This is a genomic window from Pseudoalteromonas sp. 2CM39R, from assembly GCF_023161845.1.
In genome coordinates this window covers 16,452-33,814 of sequence record NZ_JALNTM010000022.1, presented here as the reverse complement: position 1 = coordinate 33,814, position 17,363 = coordinate 16,452, and the positions used below count along the sequence as shown (strand labels likewise).

Sequence of the window (17,363 nt, the reverse complement as noted above, 5' to 3'; positions counted from 1 at the left end):
TAGAGGCGCTGACTAAGGTAAATGCACATCATTATTAGCTCTCAAATAGTTATTCACTATCTATGAAATAATATCTTAAGCCCTTTATTTTAAAGGGGTACATGAAAGTTTTTGAAGAGACATAACCCTAAATTTCTGAAATAATGAGCGCCTGAAAATTGAACCACAACGTAGTTTCAGGCAAATACATAGCTATTATTTTTTGCCGACACATTTGGTTATTAACAATAATCACACCCCTATTCTACTGCTTTGTGATGCACACAATTAAGAGGAAATAAAATGACAGTCAATCGCGAATTATTTGATCACGTAATGGTTCCTAACTACGCACCTTCAAGCGTAATTCCAGTTCGAGGCGAAGGTTCTCGTGTATGGGATCAACAAGGACGAGAGTTTATCGACTTTGCTGGTGGTATTGCCGTTAACTGTCTTGGTCACTGCCATCCTGCATTAGTGGGTGCATTAAAAGAGCAGGGCGAAAAAATTTGGCATTTATCAAATGTAATGACCAATGAGCCAGCGCTTCGCTTAGCTAAAAAAATGGTTGATGCGACTTTTGCAGAAAAAGTTTACTTTGCAAACTCAGGCGCAGAAGCAAACGAAGCGGCACTTAAATTAGCGCGTCGTTTTGCGCTTGATAAATTTGGTGCAGAAAAGTCACAAATTATCGCCTTTAATAAAGGTTTCCATGGTCGTACCTTCTTCACGGTTACTGTAGGCGGTCAAGCGGCTTACTCTGACGGTTTTGGTCCTAAGCCAGGCGACATTGTTCATTGTGACTACAATGACCTTGCCGCATTTGAAGCGTTGATTAGCGATAACACCTGTGCGGTAATGATGGAGCCAATTCAAGGTGAAGGCGGTATTATCTCGCCAACTGACGAATTTGCTCAAGGCGTTCGTGATTTATGTACTAAGCACAATGCATTGCTAATTTTTGATGAAGTGCAATCAGGTGTTGGTCGTACGGGTGAGCTATACGCATACCAAGGCTTAAACGTAGTACCTGACATTTTAACTTCAGCAAAAGCACTTGGTGGCGGTTTTCCAATTGGCGCTATGCTAACAACCACTGAGATTGCACAGCATCTTAAAGTAGGTACTCATGGTTCTACTTACGGCGGTAACCCACTAGCCTGTGCAGTTGCAGAAGCTGCATTTGATACAGTGAACAATCCAGAAGTATTAGCGGGCGTTAAAGCAAAAGCGGCGTTATTTACCGAGCTACTTAATGCGATTAACGAAAAGTACCATGTATTTAGTGAAATTCGTGGCCAAGGTTTATTAATCGGTGCCGTAGTTAATGAGCAGTACAAAGGACGCGCTAAAGAGTTTTTAGTTGCAGGTACTGAGCATGGCTTAATGTCACTTGTAGCGGGTGCTGATGTGGTTCGTTTCACTCCATCTTTAGTAATACCAGAAGCTGATATTCGCGAAGGTATGGCACGCTTTGAAAAAGCAGTAGCCCACGTTGTAAATGCGTAATCGCTAATTCAACTTCTCTAAGGGCAAACATTGTTTGCCCTGCAGTTCCTATTTACCGTTATATATAAGGGAGTAAGCGGATTCATGATGATCCTTCGCCCAATCCAAAAAAGTGATTATGCAGCTTTAGTAACCATTGCCGACGAGTCGGGACATGGCTTTACTTCTTTACCTAATAATGAAGAGTTATTACAAAAGAAGATTGCACATTCAGTTAACTCATTTACAAAAACCACGTCACAGCCTGGTGATGAAGGGTACTTATTTGTTCTTGAAGATACTGAAACTGGTGAAGTAGTTGGTACTTCAGGTATTGAAGCGGCAGTTGGCTTAGATGACGCATTTTATCACTATCATTTGAGTAAAGTGATTCACTCTTCGCGCACGCTAGATGTATATAAAGCGGTAGATATTCTCACCCTTTGTAATGACTACACTGGGGCTACAGAGCTGTGTACGCTGTTTTTAAAAGACGGTTATCGTAAAAATTGTAACGGTAAGCTGCTTTCAAAAGCACGCTTTATGTTTATAAAACAGCACCAGCAACGCTTTGCACAAACCGTTATCGCAGAAATGCGTGGCGTATCTGACGAAAACGGCAGTAGCCCGTTTTGGCAGTGGCTTGAAGAGCACTTTTTCTCAATGGATTTTCCAACCGCAGATTATCTGACGGGAATTGGCCAAAAAGTGTTTATTGCTGAGTTAATGCCTAAATACCCAATTTACGTCAACTTATTGAGTAAAGAAGCGCAAGCGGTTATTGGTCAAGTACACGATAATACGCGCCCAGCTATTCAGTTATTAAAAAGTGAAGGCTTTACTTTTAATGGTTACGTCGACATTTTTGATGCAGGCCCAACCGTTGAAGCAAAAGTAGATAACATTGCTACTGTACGTAATGCACAAAACTTTAGTGTTGAAATTGGCGAAATGACAGGTGATACCATGGTATTGCTAGCCAATGATAAGCTTGAAGACTTTAGAGCAACCGTTGTTCCTATGGCATTTGATTCGCGTTCAAACAGCCTTGTGCTTACGCAAGAACTTGCTGATGCATTACATTTAAAATCGGGCGATTTTGTTACTGCTACCCCAGTTTAATTTAGGAGAAAGTATATGACTCATCCTGCACAATTTATTAATGGTCAATGGTCGCAAGGCCAAGGCACAGAATTTAACTCAGTTAATCCTGCAAATAACGACGTTATTTGGCAGGCATCAGCTGCAAGCGCAGAGCAAGTAGATAGCGCTGTAGCATCAGCACGTGAAGCATTTTACAGCTGGGCTGATAAAAGCTTTAGCGAGCGTTTAGAGATTGTAAAAACCTTTGCTGCAACATTAAAAGAGCACAGCGAAGAGCTAGCGGTTGCTATTGCACAAGAAACAGGTAAACCACTTTGGGAAACACGTACTGAAGCGGGCGCCATGGTAGGTAAAATTGCCATTGCTGAAAAAGCATTTTTAGACCGTACTGGTGATGTTGAAAACGCTATGCCGCAAGGTCGTGCGATGATCCGTCATAAGCCACATGGTGTTGTTGCTGTATTTGGTCCTTACAACTTCCCTGGGCACTTACCAAATGGCCACATTGTACCTGCACTTTTAGCCGGTAATACTGTGGTATTTAAACCATCTGAACTTACACCTATGGTGGCTGAGCTAACCCTTAAACTATGGGAAAAAGCCGGTTTACCTGCTGGGGTAATTAACCTAGTTCAAGGTGAAGTAGAAACAGGTAAAGCATTGGCGTCACACAAAGGCATTGATGGTTTATTCTTTACTGGGTCTTCACGTACGGGTCATATTTTACATGAACAGTTCGCAGGTCAACCAGGTAAAATTTTAGCGCTTGAAATGGGTGGTAATAATCCGCTAATCGTTAAAGATGCAGAAGATACTCTTGCTGTAGTGCACGATATTGTGCAATCTGCGTTTATCTCAAGCGGCCAACGTTGTACCTGTGCGCGAAAATTGTTTTTACCAACAGGCGCTAAAGGCGATGAAATTTTAGCGCGCTTAATTACAGCGACTAAAGCAATTAAAGTTGGTAACTACGACGACGCTGACCAACCGTTTATGGGTTCAATGATCTCAGCGGCCGCTGCTGCTGGTATGGTTAAAGCACAAGACGAGTTAAAAGCCATGGGTGGTGACGTGTTAGTTGAGCTTGAGCATACAGCTAACACCGGTTTTGTTACACCAGGTATTATTGAGTGCACAAATATTAAAGACTTCCCAGATGAAGAGCACTTTGGTCCACTTTTAAAAGTATTCCGCTTTGATGACTTTGACCAAGCAATTGATAAAGCAAACGACACTAGCTTTGGTTTATCAGCAGGTTTATTAAGTGATAACCAAGCTGATTACGATCATTTCTTACGTCGTATTCGTGCGGGTATTGTTAACTGGAACCGTCCAATTACAGGCGCCTCAAGTGCTGCACCGTTTGGTGGTATTGGTGCCTCAGGTAATCACAGAGCAAGCGCTTATTACGCTGCCGATTACTGTGCATACCCTGTTGCTTCTGTGGAACTTGAAAAAGTAACCATGCCAGCAACATTAAGCCCAGGCTTAAAAATAGATTAAGTCCTCTGAGCGTTAGTTAAGTACGACTTAATTAGTATAAAAGCAGCTTCGGCTGCTTTTTTTGTATTGCAATCCCACAAAGCTAGCAATTATTAGTGCTTTCTGCTTAAATTAAGCAATCAGTATTTTTGAGGTAAATAAACGATGGTTTTAAACAGGCAAGGGTACGATGACTTAATAATGTACCTAACTCAGAACTTAGCGTTGTTTGAAAAACCAGGCGAAATAAAGCCAGGTGCGCCAACCGTTATTGAGTTAATTGAAGATGTAATTGCCGAAAATGTCATACGCATTTGTCAACAACACCCAGACCTTTCTACAGAGCAGCGCAGTCAAATTGTGCGCGAGGTTGATGGCATTGTTTACGATTTACAAGAAGTGCTGAGTAGTGTGACCTCTCACACTGTTACAGTAGAACAGCATGCTTTTATTGATGAATTTGCTGGGCTAGTTAAAAACTTATTTGATAACGCTATTAATTAATTGTTCCCCCTTTAAAAACCACGCTTTATTCGCTATTTAATTTTAAATGCGCGTGAGAGCCTGCGTGTAATGAATACAAAATTAAACTAATGAGATAAAACAATGCAAGCAAATGTAAAATGGGTTGAAGGTAATACCTATATAGGCCGCTCTAATAGTAATCATAATGTGGTATTTGATGCGGGTAGTGACGGAGCAGCACCAAGCCCAATGGAAATGGTGCTTATGTCTGTCGGTGGCTGTTCATCGGTTGATGTGGTAAGTATTTTAAAAAAAACCAAGCAAGACTTCTCATCCGTTGATGTGCAATTAACTGCTGAACGAGCAGAAACAGCCCCGCGCGTGTTCACTAAAATTAATTTACACTTTGTTGTAACTGGTAAGAATGTGTCTGAAAAACACCTAGAGCGAGCGGTTTCGCTTTCTGCCGAAAAGTATTGCTCAGTTGCATTAATGCTTGATAAAACAGTAGAAATTACCCACAGCCATGAAGTTGTTGAAGATCAGGAAAAATAACGCTTTTTCCGTGAGTGAAATTCGTATAAAATCCGCGAACTTTTCATTCTGCAGGTGCAGATTTCACTAATTTATAGGTTGGTTTATATGAACAAACCCTTCGATAAACTTAAACTTCATGGCTTTAATAATTTAACTAAAAGCCTAAGCTTTAGTATTTACGATATTTGCTATGCAAAAACAGAGCAGCAACGTAAAGAATATATAGAATATATCGATGAGCAGTATAGTGCAGATAGACTAACCGACATTTTAGGTGATGTGGTTGATATTATTGGTGCCAATATTTTAAATGTTGCACGTCAAGATTATGAGCCACAAGGTGCCAGTGTAACTATTTTAGTTTCAGAAGAGCCTGTAGAAGAGCAGCAAAACTATGATGCTGACGAAGCGCCAGGGCCATTACCTGACTCAGTGGTTGCACACCTTGATAAAAGCCACATTTGTGTTCACACATATCCTGAAGCACACCCAGATGATGGTATTTGTACTTTCCGTGCGGATATTGAAGTATCAACCTGTGGCATTATTTCGCCGCTTAAAGCGTTAAACTTCTTAATCCATAGTCTTGAGTCTGATGTGGTAACGATTGATTACCGCGTACGTGGTTTTACCCGTGATGTAAACGGCGTTAAGCATTACATTGACCATGCAATTAATTCGATTCAAAACTTCATGACAGAAGATACCAAAGAAGCGTACCAAATGATGGACGTGAACGTGTATCAAGAAAACTTGTTCCATACCAAAATGATGTTAAAAGAAACCGATTTAAACACCTATTTATTTGGTTTATCTACTGATGACTTGTCAGATGACGAAGAAGAACAGATTCGCTCAAAACTAACACGTGAAATGCAAGAAATATTCTATGGCCGGAACCTGCCAGATACAGAATAATAGCAATTAGATTAAATAAAAATGGCGCTCATTGAGCGCCATTTTTGTATGTCTGAGAAAGCTCAAGTAAATGAGCTGGGCTTTTGTAATAAATACTTACTTAGCTAAGCATGCTGTACAGTAACGCAAATACAGCTAATGAGCCAACAGCCAGTACAAATAAGGTACTTAAACGGTTACGGTATTTTTGTAAGCTAGGCACTTTGTAAACTGCAATCATTGGCATAATGAATAAAATCATCGCAATGATTGGGCCTGATAACTGGTCCATCATATCTAGTATGCTTGGGTTTTTAACCGCGCAGAACCAAATAGCGAAAAACATCAGTACCGCACCCACTTTATCAGCGACTTTAGGGCTCATGTTTGAGTGTTTAGTCACTAACCCAGTAAAGCTTTCGCGTGCCCCTAAAAAGTGACCTAAAAACGACGACATAATCGCAATAAAGGCAACCAAAGGCCCCAGTGTTGCAATGAATGAGTTTTCCGTAATATTAGCTAAGTAAGATAAAACAGAGACGTTTGCCGCTTTTGCTTCAGCCATTTGGTCACCGGTAAGCGATAACACGCATGAGAAAACAAATAACAAAACAAAGGTAATCAATAATAAGCTAGTGCGCTTTAAAATCGCCTCTGACTTAGAGGTTGCTAGGTCACCATAGTGGCTGCGTTGTTTATTAACAAAGCTTGAAATAGCCGCTGCATGGCTAAATGAAAACACAATAATAGGAATCGATAACCAAAGTGTTTTACTAAAGCTACCTAGCCCAGGCATAGTTGTATCGGGCATTTGCCAGCTTGGGATTAAATACAGAGATAAAAAGAATAAAATACCCACTAGCGGGTACACTAAAATAGCAAAGGCGCGTAGCATTAAGCGTTCACCGCCCATCATTAAGCCAATCATAACAGCAACAAGTACACCTGAAAGCACAACGCGTGACGGCGACTCCATTCCTAATTGATTGACCATAAAGCTGTCTACCGTATTGGTTAAACCCACACCGTAAATGAGCAAAATAGGAAAAATTGATAAAAAGTATAACAAGGAGATCAGTCGGCCCGCGTTTACGCCAAAGTGTTCTTCTACCACATCGGTAAAATCAGCCTCTTTATTTTTTGATGATAATACAAAACGCGCCAAACCACGGTGCGCTAAAAAGGTCATAGGAAAGGCTAAACACGCCATAATAATCAGCGGCCAAAAACCACCAATACCAATATTAATCGGTAAAAATAAAATACCAGCACCCACTGCGGTGCCAAAAAGGCTCAGTGTCCACTGCGTATCATGCAGGTTCCATTTTGATTTAGACGTGTGTGCGTCTTGTGCTGGTGCATTTGAAAGCGTTGCACCTTGAGATGTTGTCATGTGTGTATATCCATTATTTATCATAATAATTGCGCCGAAGAATATAGTTTTTAACCACACATTTCATGTGTTTTTATGTCTTGGATATAAATTTGTTGTAGCGTATTAGTTACTGACTGTCACGAATATGAAACAGTGTTTAAAAGCTGCGCAATTAGTGCAGGAATATGCTGCGAAATGCGTGAATAATCAGCAAAGATGCTATTGAAGGAGGGACATACAATCTGAAAAGTTATTTTCAAGCGAATGTGTACTTGGTATGCATTAACCAGCGAATGGTTGGTAAGGGTATTATGAGAATTGAAAATACTTGGCTACTTTCTTGCCCAGTTAGTTGATAACTAACAACTCAAAGCGAGTTCTACCCTGTAATATTGAAGCCATTAATCGGAACTTCATAAGAGATTTTTTCTAAACTCCGTTATACTTTCTACAATTTAATCAGCCAACTGAAGTAAATAGGCCGCTAACTGCAATGAGCAAAGACATTCTTTTCCATACTATTTTTGTGCATGAAACCAGTAAAACATGGGTAGTATTTGTTCATGGCGCAGGGGGGAGTTCGGCAATCTGGTTTCGTCAGCTTAAAGCTTATAAAAAAGAATATAATGTGTTGTTGCTTGATCTTCGTGGTCACGGTAAATCAAATGATCTATTACAAAACTTTGTTGATAATAATTACTCATTTAATAATGTCTCTAAAGACATTATCGATGTGTTAGATCATAACAATATAACCAGCGCACATTTTGTTGGTATTTCATTGGGCACAATTCTTATTCGAAATATTGCAGAAATTGCCCCGCAATATGTTTCTAGTATGGTGCTAGGTGGGGCGGTTACTCGTTTTAATACCCGTAGTAATACATTGGTTTATTTAGGCAATACCTTTAAACACTTGTTGCCTTACATGTGGTTGTATCGTTTATTTGCTTTTATTATGATGCCGAAAAAGCGTCATAAAGAGTCTCGACTTTTGTTTATTCGTGAAGCAAAACGCTTGTGCCAAAAAGAGTTTATAAAATGGTTTAAATTAGCCATGGACGTAAACCCTTTAATGCAGTATTTCAAAGAAAAAGACATTGATATACCCATTCTTTACATTATGGGTAAAGAAGATCATATGTTCCTTGGCCCGGTTAAAGAAATGGTTAAGCGCCATAAAAATAGCGTATTGCAAACCATTCACCATTGCGGCCATGTTTGTAACGTAGAACGCCCTGACTTATTCAATCAACACTCGCTTGCTTTTATAGCACAGCAAAATCGTTAGGGGTTGTAGAAGGAGTAGCTCTTTCTTTTTGACTTTAGCCCTAAACTCAAAACAAGACCTAAAGTAATAAAACTTCATTTTTATATTAAAACGTAGGTTAGGTAGAGCGCAGCGAAACCCAATATTACATAGTGTCTGCGAGTCGCTAGCCAAGAGAGCGGTTTTATTTATTAAACAGCTTATCCAATAATGTTCAATTGATATACACTGGCAAGGTAACGTATTGATAAGGATATTAAGTTGTCGCAAGTTAAAACACTCCCCATTACAGCCACGCGTTGGTTTTCCCTTTTGTTGTGCGCAATTACCGCTGCAACAATTACCGTATTTTTAAGCAAAATCGGTTTTGTACAAAAAGCATATTCAAGTTTGGGCGCTATTTTAAATGCTAATCCGGTTTTGCATTACAGCAGCGCATTTTTAGCTGGTATTGGCATAAAACTGTTGCTGGATAAGTTCTACATTTCTCACGCTAAACGCAGTATTGGATTTAACTGGCGATATCCGCCCGTGACAATGAGTGTATTGTTTGGAGTATTTTTCATTGTTAGTTATGTGTATGTAACTTATTCCAATGAAATTTTAGCTCAATTAGCTGCTCATGCATTTGTAAGTTTCAAGTTTCTGTCACTGAGTTTTTTAGCTGCTGCAGCGACTATTATCTATCAAACTAAACTGTATACAAAAAATCCCATATTTTCAGTCGTACTGTGCGCGGTATCAGCATTTTATTTATTTTCTGCAATAAGCTTAGTTGAAACAGAGCAAGCATTCTGGGTGTTCTTTTGTATAGCAGTTGCTTATTTGGTCATGTCGGTATATTTGCTATGTGAGCAGCTAAAAGCATCTAGTGCAGAGTCGAAAGTCGAATCAAAACAAGAAGCTGAATTAACACTTGATAGCTTAGAAAATTTTCGAAAATGGTTTAAAGATGATTCAACTATTAAAAATACTGAGCAATTAGAGCCTGACTTGCAGGTTTATGCAAAGCGTATTACTCAGCGGCTTCGGACAGGCGGCGATAAAAACGAATGTGGGCTAAGAGGAGCCCAGCATATCGCGCTGTGTGGACCATTCGGATGTGGAAAAAGCAGTATAGTTGCTAGTATTGCAAATAAGTTAGCAAATATCCCTAAGCCAGATGAAATTTGGATACACAGCGATATATCAACATGGGGCGCTGCAAGCGATAGTGTTGCACATGTTGTACTTAGCCATATTATCGATGATATCAGCCAGTATATTGATATGTGCGCTTTTCGTTCGTTGCCTAAGCATTATACTGAAGCACTAAAGTCAGGAGGCGGTATATTTCAATTTGCATCCACACTACTCGCAGGCCCTGTTGATATTGAAGAAAGCTTTCAAAAACTTAATGCAGTATTAGAGGAAACAAATCATAAATTATTGATCACCCTACAAGACGTTGACCGATGCACAGGTGATGAAAATGAAAAACGCCTAAATGATATAGCTGCATTACTGGATAGGTTAAGGAATAAAGACTTAAGTAATATCAACTTTATTATTGCTATGGGTAATGACAAACCAGAGGATTTTGAAGTGATCTCAAAAGCGACAGATTATAGGGAAGATATTGAAAAAATAGATTTTAGAAAAACGCTAGCTAGCTTTACTAGAGCCAGTATTGATGAGGCTAAAAACAATCATAGTAAAATCATTCTTTATAAATATAGCAACAGCCATGAAAAGAATAAATTAGATCAAGTTATTGCAATTATAGATTCACCTCGCCAGCTTAAGAAAATACTACGTCGAGTTAATCAAGCGTGGCAACCTAATAAGTTAATGGGAGAGGTTAATTTCTATTCTTTACTTATGGTTATTGCACTTCGAGAAACCAATCCTGTTTATTTTGAACGATACTGCAAAGCTGAATCTAAAATCAAAAAAAATAAAGATGATTTAGACAATTTATTGCGTGAAATTGCTCAGTTACGAAAGGAAGATATAACAGAACAGCAGAATGAGCCGAACCCGAATGTTATAAGATCCGAGCTTATCTATAATTATTTAAAAGCGATGCTCCTTAAAAGTGATGTCACACATATAGAAGACATTGCTGGAAAAAAATTAAAGCTCGATTCAAGCAAAGATCATGAACAATCCGTTGGTTGCACACATTCTGATGTTGATTATTTAAGGCGTATATTGTTAGAGAAAGTGCCCGATGGTGAGTTATCGGATCAAAGCGTGATGGCAATAATTGAAGCAGGGGAACCTGGTTTAATAGAATTTATTAGTAAATATTTGTCTTTAAAAAATAGTGCTCACGAAGCGCAATATTCTTTATTTGCAGTTATGCGTTCAAAAGATAAAGATTCTTCAATATATGTATGTGAAAAAAATATACCAATGAGTATCGGTGAACTAAATGATCAAGCTACATGCAAGATAATTCAATTTATCGCATATTATTTAACACTCGAAAATGTGTATGAGGTGTTTAATCAGCTTTTTAATACCAAAGATGACAGTGAAAAGTTAAAAGCACTTGTTTGTTATTTAGGTGTTGAGGATTTTACTGGAGATCTTGAAGCATTAAAGAATAGCCCTGTTGGCTTATTGATACTCAAGCTTTTACAAATTAGTTTTAATAAATTACCCGTTAGCACAAGTTCTATTCCTAACGAAAAAGATAAACTAGCAATTCATTTAAAGTTAAAAGATTTAGATTTACTTATAAATGAAGGTGTTGAACTATCGAATGCAGGTTGTTTGCAAGCACAGTATGATAGAATAAATAGATTTACCTAACCCATTGTAGCGAAGCGCCTCTGTGAGCTCTGTGGTGAAATTGTTTTTTTAAATAGAGCTAGTTATAAGGTTTTTCGTGGCTTAAGCCAATTCCTACGAGAGAAGTAAATGCTAGACTTACAACTTATCGCTTAAAACTCTACTGCTTATGGCTAAAATTCTCTGTGTAGTGCGAAGCGCCTCGGTGTGCTCTGTGGTGAGGTTGTTTTTAAATTAAACTACGAGTGAAGAGCAGGGCTTGCAACTTACCGCTTAAAGCTAAATTGCGCAGGGTTTCACTTCGCTCTACCCAGCCTACGGTGTATAAATTGTTATCGAACTGCTCGCGACTCTAAGCCCGTAACCCGCAGCCAGTAGGTACTTGTTGGGTTTCGTTCCACTCAACCCAACCTACGGTGTTTAAATTGCCATTGAGCTGCTCGCGACTCTAAGCCCGTAGCCCGCAACTCTCAGCTCTTATTCTTCCACCGCACTCACCACAAAATATGGATTCAAGTACTCATCTTTGGTGTTATAAATAAGCGGACTGCCATCAAGTTTAGTCACTTTAGCACCGGCTATTTCGGCAATAGCATGGCCAGCGCCTGTGTCCCATTCGCAGGTTGGGCCCAAGCGGGGGTAAATATCAGCACTGCCTTCGGCGACTAAACACAGTTTCAGTGAACTGCCTTTTGACACCATTTCAACCTCATCAAAGCGTTTTACAAATTCAGCTAAATCAGGGGAGGGGTGCGAGCGACTGCCTACAACACGAATAAGCCCTTTGTTAGGCTTAGTGGTGACTTTAAGCTCGATGCGCTCATCGCCTTTGTCTTTAAAAGCACCAATGGCTTCGGCGGCTATGTACGATACACCTAGCGCAGGGGCATCAACCACAGCTAAAACTGGTTTGCCATTTTCGATTAGGGCAATATTAACGGTAAATTCACCGTTCTTTTTAATAAATTCTTTGGTGCCATCAATTGGGTCAACCAGCCAATAGCTGTTCCATGTTTGGCGTACGTCCCAACCAATGTCGGCACTTTCTTCACTCAATACAGGAATATCGGGAGTGAGCCTTTTGAGCCCTGCACTAATGATTTTATGAGCTGCTAAGTCGGCGTCGGTTACGGGGCTTTCATCAGCTTTGTATTCAACGTTAAAGTCTTTGTTGTAAATACCCATAATCGCGCTTCCCGCTTCGCGAGCGAGAATAAGGGTTTCTTCTAGCAGTTCAGTTTGGTTCATTAGATGGGCCTATAGTATATGCTGATGTTTTAGATACGTTATCAGTTGAGCTACCGATTGGTCTAGGGTGTTTTTACTGGTATCTAAAATTATTTCAGGATTAACCGGCGGCTGGTAAGTTGAATCAATCCCAGTAAAGTGTTTAATTTCACCAGCGCGTGCCTTTTTATATAAGCCTTTTGGGTCGCGACTTTCACACACCTCAAGAGGGGTGTCGATGAATACCTCGATAAATTCACCCTCATCAACTAACTCACGAACCATGTCACGCTCAGCTTTAAAAGGAGATATAAACGCAGTAAGGACTAACAAACCAGCGTCAACCATTAGCTTGGCGGTTTCGCCTACGCGGCGGATATTTTCAACGCGATCGGCATCACTAAAGCCTAAATCTTTACATAAACCATGGCGTACATTGTCGCCATCAAGTAGGTACGTGTGCGCACCTTGCTGATTGAGTGCTGCTTCTAGTGCATTCGCAACGGTACTTTTACCTGAGCCAGAAAAACCAGTAAACCATAAAATAGCCGGCTTATGCTTTTTTTGTTCGCTGCGCTGTACTTTAGTGGTGGCGTAATTATGCCAAACAATATTGTTATCCATTTGCTGTGTCTCTTTATGCTATAAACGCGGGCATTAAAACGGAAATACCAGCGGGATCAAAGTCAGTACGGTGATTGAATAAATAATAGAAAGCGGTAGCCCCATCATTACATAGTCTTTTAGTCGGTAGTTACCCGCGCTATAAACCATTAGATTAGTTTGATAACCAAAAGGTGAAATAAAGCTGGCTGAAGCGCCAAATGCAACTGCCATAATAAACGGCAAAGGTTCTACGTTAAAGCCAATGGCTAGTGAGTAGGCAACCGGAAACGATAGCGCTGCAGCAGCATTATTGGTGATTAACTCGGTAAATAATACGGTCATTAAAAAGATAGCGATAAACGCGCCATAAGGGCCAAAGTCGCCCAGCACTACAAACATGGCGTCTGATATTTGCCCGGCAAGGCCGGTGCCTATCATCAGCTTAGCTAAACCTATAGCACTGCCCACGACAGCAAGTAACTCAATAGGAAAGCGGCGCTTTATTTCGCTTAGTTTGATAGTACCACACAGCATTAGGCCAATAAGTAACACTAACAAGCCTTTAACCAGCGGTACTGCACCTAAAATACTTAATCCCAGTACACCCGCAAAGCTTAACAATACAATATTTGATTGCCTTGCACTGAGGTGGGTTTGTAAATCAAGCCCTGAAATATACACAAACTCGCGTTTTAAGTTAGTTAAGTCATAAAAGCTTTTACCAGGGGCGAGAATGAGTGAATCACCCGCTTGTAATCGCACTTGCCCAAGCCCGCCTTGTAAACGGTCATGCCCACGGCGGATAGCAATAACGGCCGCATGAAATTGCTCTCTAAAGCGGGCTTCTTTTACCGTTTTGCCAATTAATTTAGACGACTGACTAACGACAACTTCAACGAGGTGTTCAATGTCTTTTTCGTGTTTGTCGTGCACCACTTTTAAGCCATCAAAGCGAGTAAGCAAAGGCACTGACTTTATGTCGCCCACAAACAGCAGTATGTCGTCTTGTTGAATAATATGTTGGGGGGTCACGGCGCAAATACGGTTGCCATCACGAATAATTTCAGCCAGAAACAAGTCTTTTAAATCGCGTAAACCATTTTCTTCTACAGTACGATTTATTAGTTTAGAACCAGTTTGCACTTTCCCTTCTAGATAAAAAGGCACCACCTCTTGGCTATTTTTACCATTGTCGGGCAGGCATTTTAGCATCACCAAAATAGTAATTAAGCCCACACTAAGTGCGCCCAAACCCACCAAGGTAAAATCAAAAAAGCCCAGTGGCGCCATGCCCGCATCTACTGCAAAGCCATTTACGATTAAGTTAGTAGAGGTGCCAATAAGCGTAATAGTACCCCCTAAAATCGCGGTGTACGACAGGGGTAACAATAGCTTTGAAGGAGAGTGGTTTGGGTTATCCTTTATGGCGGTAATTAATGAGGCAACTACCGCGGTATTATTAGTAAACGACGATAAAAAGGCGGTAGACAGCCCTAATTTAGTTACTGACTTAACTAAACTACCATTGGATAACGATTTGGCTAAACGCTGAATAAGCGTGGTTTTTTCTATCGCTATCGACACTAAAATTAATAACACTAAAGTAATTAATGATGAGTTAGTGTAATTAACCAGCATGCTTTCTAAATCTATTAACCCAGTTAGATAGCTTGTGCCTATGGCACTTACAAATAACCATGCAGGATTAATACGGGTGCCAAAAAGGCACCCGACTAAAAGCAACATAATGCCTGTTAAAATGAGCTGTTCTACCATGCTTTAAATGTTCCTAACAGGCGTTCATTAACGTTATAGCTTTGAAATATCAAGCGCTTGCCAATGCGGGAAGTGCTTGCGTACGAGGGCGTTAAATTCAACTTCAAAGTCGCTGTATTGTCCTGCGTTTTCTTCACTTTGCAGTACCTGTTCTATCATTCCTGCTGCAACCGTTAAGTTTGATAAGCGGTCAATAAGAATAAACGAGCCGGTTTCATGATTATGATGGTACTGATCGGCTAAAATAGTCTCGGTCAGCTCCAGTGTCACAATTGCAATTTCGTTTAACTGCAATGAATCTGCACTGCCATGCTCTAGCGTGTTTACATCAATAGTGTGATCAATTTTTGTGACCGTGGCCGAGGTGTTTTTGCTGCCAAGTTTAAGGTTGTAGCTTTTACCAAGCACCAATGGCGACTCGTGCATCCACACAATTTTAGCCTGTAATTGGTTGGTTACTTGAGCTTGCGAATTTGCAGGCACAATAACGTCTCCTCGGCTAATATCTATTTCAGTATTAAGAGTAACCGTAATTGCTTGGCCAGCTTGTGCAGTATCTAGGTTGCCATCAAAAGTAACAATTTCTTTAATATGTGATGTTTTACCTGATGGCAGTACCTTTACTTCATCACCTACACGTAATTTACCCGATGTAAGCGTGCCTTGAAAACCACGGAAGTTTAGATTAGGGCGTACCACGTATTGCACCGGAAGACGCGCTTCAAAACCGGTGTCGATTTCAGCTGCTGGTGAATCTTCTAACAGCTCAAGCAACGGCTTGTCAGTGTAATAAGGAGTGTGCGCAGAGCGAGTTACTACGTTATCGCCTTTAAGCGCCGACATAGGCACAAACTTAATATTTGATACGTTAAGTTGCTCGGCAAATTTTAAATAATCGGCTTTAATTTTTTCATAAACGGTTTCATCAAAATCAACAATATCCATTTTGTTAACCGCAACCACGAACTGCTTAATGCCTAATGAGTCACAAATAAAGCTATGACGCTTAGTTTGTACCTGCACGCCATAGCGCGCATCCACTAAAATAATGGCAACATCACTAGTTGAAGCGCCAGTAACCATGTTTCTGGTATACTGCTCATGCCCTGGGGTGTCGGCTATAATAAACTTACGTTTAGCGGTTGAAAAGTAGCGGTACGCTACGTCAATTGTTATACCTTGCTCACGCTCAGCTTGTAGGCCATCTACTAACAGTGCTAAATCAAGATCTTCACCGGCGTTACCCACTTTTTCGTTATCTTTATGAAGCGCGGCTAGCTGATCTTCATAAATTTGGTGACTATCGTGCAGTAGGCGGCCAATTAGGGTTGATTTACCGTCATCCACACTGCCACAAGTCAGCATACGCAATAAGCTTTTATCTTGTTGACGTGCTAGGTAAGCGTCTATACCAATTTCTTTTACTTCATTAAATGTATCGTTATTTAGGTTAGACATTAGAAGTACCCCTCACGTTTTTTCTTCTCCATAGAGCCTGCTGAATCATGATCAATCACTCGACCTTCACGTTCAGATGAGGATGAAAGCAGCATTTCTTCAATAATTTCGGTTAGATTGCTGGCGGTAGATTCAACTGCACCTGTTAGTGGGTAACAGCCTAATGTTCTAAAGCGAACCGACTTCATTTGCGGTACTTCACCTTCATTAAGTGGCATGCGATCGTCATCAACCATAATTAAAGTACCATCGCGCTCTACTACAGGGCGCTCTTTAGCAAGGTAAAGTGGCACCATTTCGATGTTTTCTTGATATATGTATTGCCAAATATCTAGTTCAGTCCAGTTAGACAGTGGGAATACACGAATGCTTTCTCCTGGGTTCACTTGGCTGTTATAGGTATTCCAAAGCTCAGGACGTTGGTTTTTAGGATCCCAGCGATGGTGTTTATCACGAAATGAGTAAACACGCTCTTTAGCCCGTGATTTCTCTTCATCACGACGTGCGCCACCAAATGCTGCATCAAAACCGTATTTATTGAGCGCTTGCTTTAGCCCTTGAGTTTTCATGATATCTGTATGTTTACCCGAACCATGCGTGAATGGGCCTACACCCATTTCGATGCCTTCAGGGTTTTTGTGTACGATTAAATCAAAGCCATACTCTTTGGCTAAACGGTCGCGAAACTCAATCATTTCACGAAACTTCCAGTTGGTGTCTACGTGTAATAACGGAAACGGAATTTTTGCAGGGTAAAATGCTTTACGTGCTAAATGCAAAAGTACCGATGAGTCTTTACCGATTGAGTAAAGCATAACTGGGTTCTCAAACTCAGCGGCGACTTCGCGCATGATTTTGATACTTTCAGCTTCAAGTTGCTGAAGGTGAGTTAAAGCCATTGTTGGTCGTCCTACTAAAATG

The 17,363-nt window shown here is 40.4% G+C and carries 14 protein-coding genes; 8 read left to right on the top strand and 6 right to left on the bottom strand.

The features are described from left to right. Nucleotides 1–282 precede the first annotated feature (282 nt). From MTF66_RS31515 to speD, 6 genes are all read left to right on the top strand, one after another. Nucleotides 283–1,488 (top strand): aspartate aminotransferase family protein, encoded by a 1,206-nt coding sequence (locus tag MTF66_RS31515; protein WP_008108435.1) that lies wholly within the window; start codon nucleotides 283–285, stop codon nucleotides 1,486–1,488. Nucleotides 1,489–1,572: 84 nt separating this feature from the next. Next, nucleotides 1,573–2,589 carry an arginine N-succinyltransferase gene (astA, locus tag MTF66_RS31510; RefSeq protein WP_055012478.1) on the top strand — a complete coding sequence of 339 codons (1,017 nt, stop codon included), beginning with the start codon at nucleotides 1,573–1,575 and terminating at the stop codon, nucleotides 2,587–2,589. A gap of 15 nt (nucleotides 2,590–2,604) precedes the next feature. Next, entirely contained in the window at nucleotides 2,605–4,074 is a 1,470-nt protein-coding gene (astD, locus tag MTF66_RS31505; protein ID WP_010392081.1) for a succinylglutamate-semialdehyde dehydrogenase, read from the top strand. Nucleotides 4,075–4,218: 144 nt separating this feature from the next. Further along, nucleotides 4,219–4,557 carry a DUF3802 family protein gene (locus MTF66_RS31500; protein ID WP_010392083.1) on the top strand — a complete coding sequence of 113 codons (339 nt, stop codon included), beginning with the start codon at nucleotides 4,219–4,221 and terminating at the stop codon, nucleotides 4,555–4,557. Nucleotides 4,558–4,659: 102 nt separating this feature from the next. Further along, the gene (locus tag MTF66_RS31495; RefSeq protein ID WP_010392086.1) at nucleotides 4,660–5,073 is read left to right on the top strand and encodes an OsmC family protein; all 414 of its coding nucleotides are present in this window, start codon (nucleotides 4,660–4,662) and stop codon (nucleotides 5,071–5,073) included. 87 nt (nucleotides 5,074–5,160) lie between these two features. Then, complete coding sequence (gene speD, locus MTF66_RS31490; protein WP_248529618.1) at nucleotides 5,161–5,973, top strand: adenosylmethionine decarboxylase; 813 nt, start codon at nucleotides 5,161–5,163, stop codon at nucleotides 5,971–5,973. A gap of 100 nt (nucleotides 5,974–6,073) precedes the next feature. On the opposite strand, the gene MTF66_RS31485 is transcribed toward speD, so the two are convergent. Then, on the bottom strand, nucleotides 6,074–7,345 hold the full coding sequence (locus tag MTF66_RS31485; protein ID WP_248529617.1) for an aromatic amino acid transport family protein: 1,272 nt from the start codon (nucleotides 7,343–7,345) through the stop codon (nucleotides 6,074–6,076). A 475-nt stretch (nucleotides 7,346–7,820) separates the two neighbouring features. Between MTF66_RS31485 and MTF66_RS31480 the strand changes: the two genes are divergently transcribed. After that, nucleotides 7,821–8,618, top strand: a complete 798-nt coding sequence (locus MTF66_RS31480; RefSeq protein WP_248529616.1) for an alpha/beta fold hydrolase — start codon at nucleotides 7,821–7,823, stop codon at nucleotides 8,616–8,618. 240 nt (nucleotides 8,619–8,858) lie between these two features. Then, on the top strand, nucleotides 8,859–11,396 hold the full coding sequence (locus MTF66_RS31475; protein WP_248529615.1) for a P-loop NTPase fold protein: 2,538 nt from the start codon (nucleotides 8,859–8,861) through the stop codon (nucleotides 11,394–11,396). Nucleotides 11,397–11,852: 456 nt separating this feature from the next. Here MTF66_RS31475 and cysQ read toward each other — a convergent pair whose 3' ends face one another. Genes cysQ through cysD form a run of 5 tightly spaced genes read right to left on the bottom strand, consistent with a single transcriptional unit; the run spans nucleotide 11,853 to nucleotide 17,341 of the window. Beyond that, a complete protein-coding gene (gene cysQ, locus MTF66_RS31470) occupies nucleotides 11,853–12,623 on the bottom strand; it encodes a 3'(2'),5'-bisphosphate nucleotidase CysQ (RefSeq protein ID WP_248529614.1) in 771 nt (256 codons plus the stop codon). 9 nt (nucleotides 12,624–12,632) lie between these two features. Further along, a complete protein-coding gene (gene cysC, locus MTF66_RS31465; RefSeq protein WP_008108444.1) occupies nucleotides 12,633–13,226 on the bottom strand; it encodes an adenylyl-sulfate kinase in 594 nt (197 codons plus the stop codon). A 33-nt stretch (nucleotides 13,227–13,259) separates the two neighbouring features. Further along, complete coding sequence (locus MTF66_RS31460; protein WP_248529613.1) at nucleotides 13,260–14,984, bottom strand: SLC13 family permease; 1,725 nt, start codon at nucleotides 14,982–14,984, stop codon at nucleotides 13,260–13,262. 33 nt (nucleotides 14,985–15,017) lie between these two features. Beyond that, a complete protein-coding gene (gene cysN, locus MTF66_RS31455) occupies nucleotides 15,018–16,442 on the bottom strand; it encodes a sulfate adenylyltransferase subunit CysN (protein ID WP_010392104.1) in 1,425 nt (474 codons plus the stop codon). Continuing rightward, the gene (gene cysD, locus MTF66_RS31450) at nucleotides 16,442–17,341 is read right to left on the bottom strand and encodes a sulfate adenylyltransferase subunit CysD (protein ID WP_008108450.1); all 900 of its coding nucleotides are present in this window, start codon (nucleotides 17,339–17,341) and stop codon (nucleotides 16,442–16,444) included. The genes cysN and cysD overlap by 1 nt, the downstream gene beginning before the upstream one ends. Nucleotides 17,342–17,363: the final 22 nt, after the last annotated feature.

What these genes read in the sequence shown, in the direction of transcription:
- speD (WP_248529618.1), top strand. Translation starts at nt 5,161, where the DNA reads ATGAACAAACCCTTCGATAAACTTAAACTTCATGGCTTTAATAATTTA.
- MTF66_RS31460 (WP_248529613.1), bottom strand. Translation starts at nt 14,984, where the DNA reads ATGGTAGAACAGCTCATTTTAACAGGCATTATGTTGCTTTTAGTCGGG.
- astA (WP_055012478.1), top strand. Translation starts at nt 1,573, where the DNA reads ATGATGATCCTTCGCCCAATCCAAAAAAGTGATTATGCAGCTTTAGTA.
- cysN (WP_010392104.1), bottom strand. Translation starts at nt 16,442, where the DNA reads ATGTCTAACCTAAATAACGATACATTTAATGAAGTAAAAGAAATTGGT.
- astD (WP_010392081.1), top strand. Translation starts at nt 2,605, where the DNA reads ATGACTCATCCTGCACAATTTATTAATGGTCAATGGTCGCAAGGCCAA.
- MTF66_RS31480 (WP_248529616.1), top strand. Translation starts at nt 7,821, where the DNA reads ATGAGCAAAGACATTCTTTTCCATACTATTTTTGTGCATGAAACCAGT.
- cysC (WP_008108444.1), bottom strand. Translation starts at nt 13,226, where the DNA reads ATGGATAACAATATTGTTTGGCATAATTACGCCACCACTAAAGTACAG.
- cysQ (WP_248529614.1), bottom strand. Translation starts at nt 12,623, where the DNA reads ATGAACCAAACTGAACTGCTAGAAGAAACCCTTATTCTCGCTCGCGAA.
- MTF66_RS31515 (WP_008108435.1), top strand. Translation starts at nt 283, where the DNA reads ATGACAGTCAATCGCGAATTATTTGATCACGTAATGGTTCCTAACTAC.
- cysD (WP_008108450.1), bottom strand. Translation starts at nt 17,341, where the DNA reads ATGGCTTTAACTCACCTTCAGCAACTTGAAGCTGAAAGTATCAAAATC.
- MTF66_RS31485 (WP_248529617.1), bottom strand. Translation starts at nt 7,345, where the DNA reads ATGACAACATCTCAAGGTGCAACGCTTTCAAATGCACCAGCACAAGAC.
- MTF66_RS31500 (WP_010392083.1), top strand. Translation starts at nt 4,219, where the DNA reads ATGGTTTTAAACAGGCAAGGGTACGATGACTTAATAATGTACCTAACT.
- MTF66_RS31495 (WP_010392086.1), top strand. Translation starts at nt 4,660, where the DNA reads ATGCAAGCAAATGTAAAATGGGTTGAAGGTAATACCTATATAGGCCGC.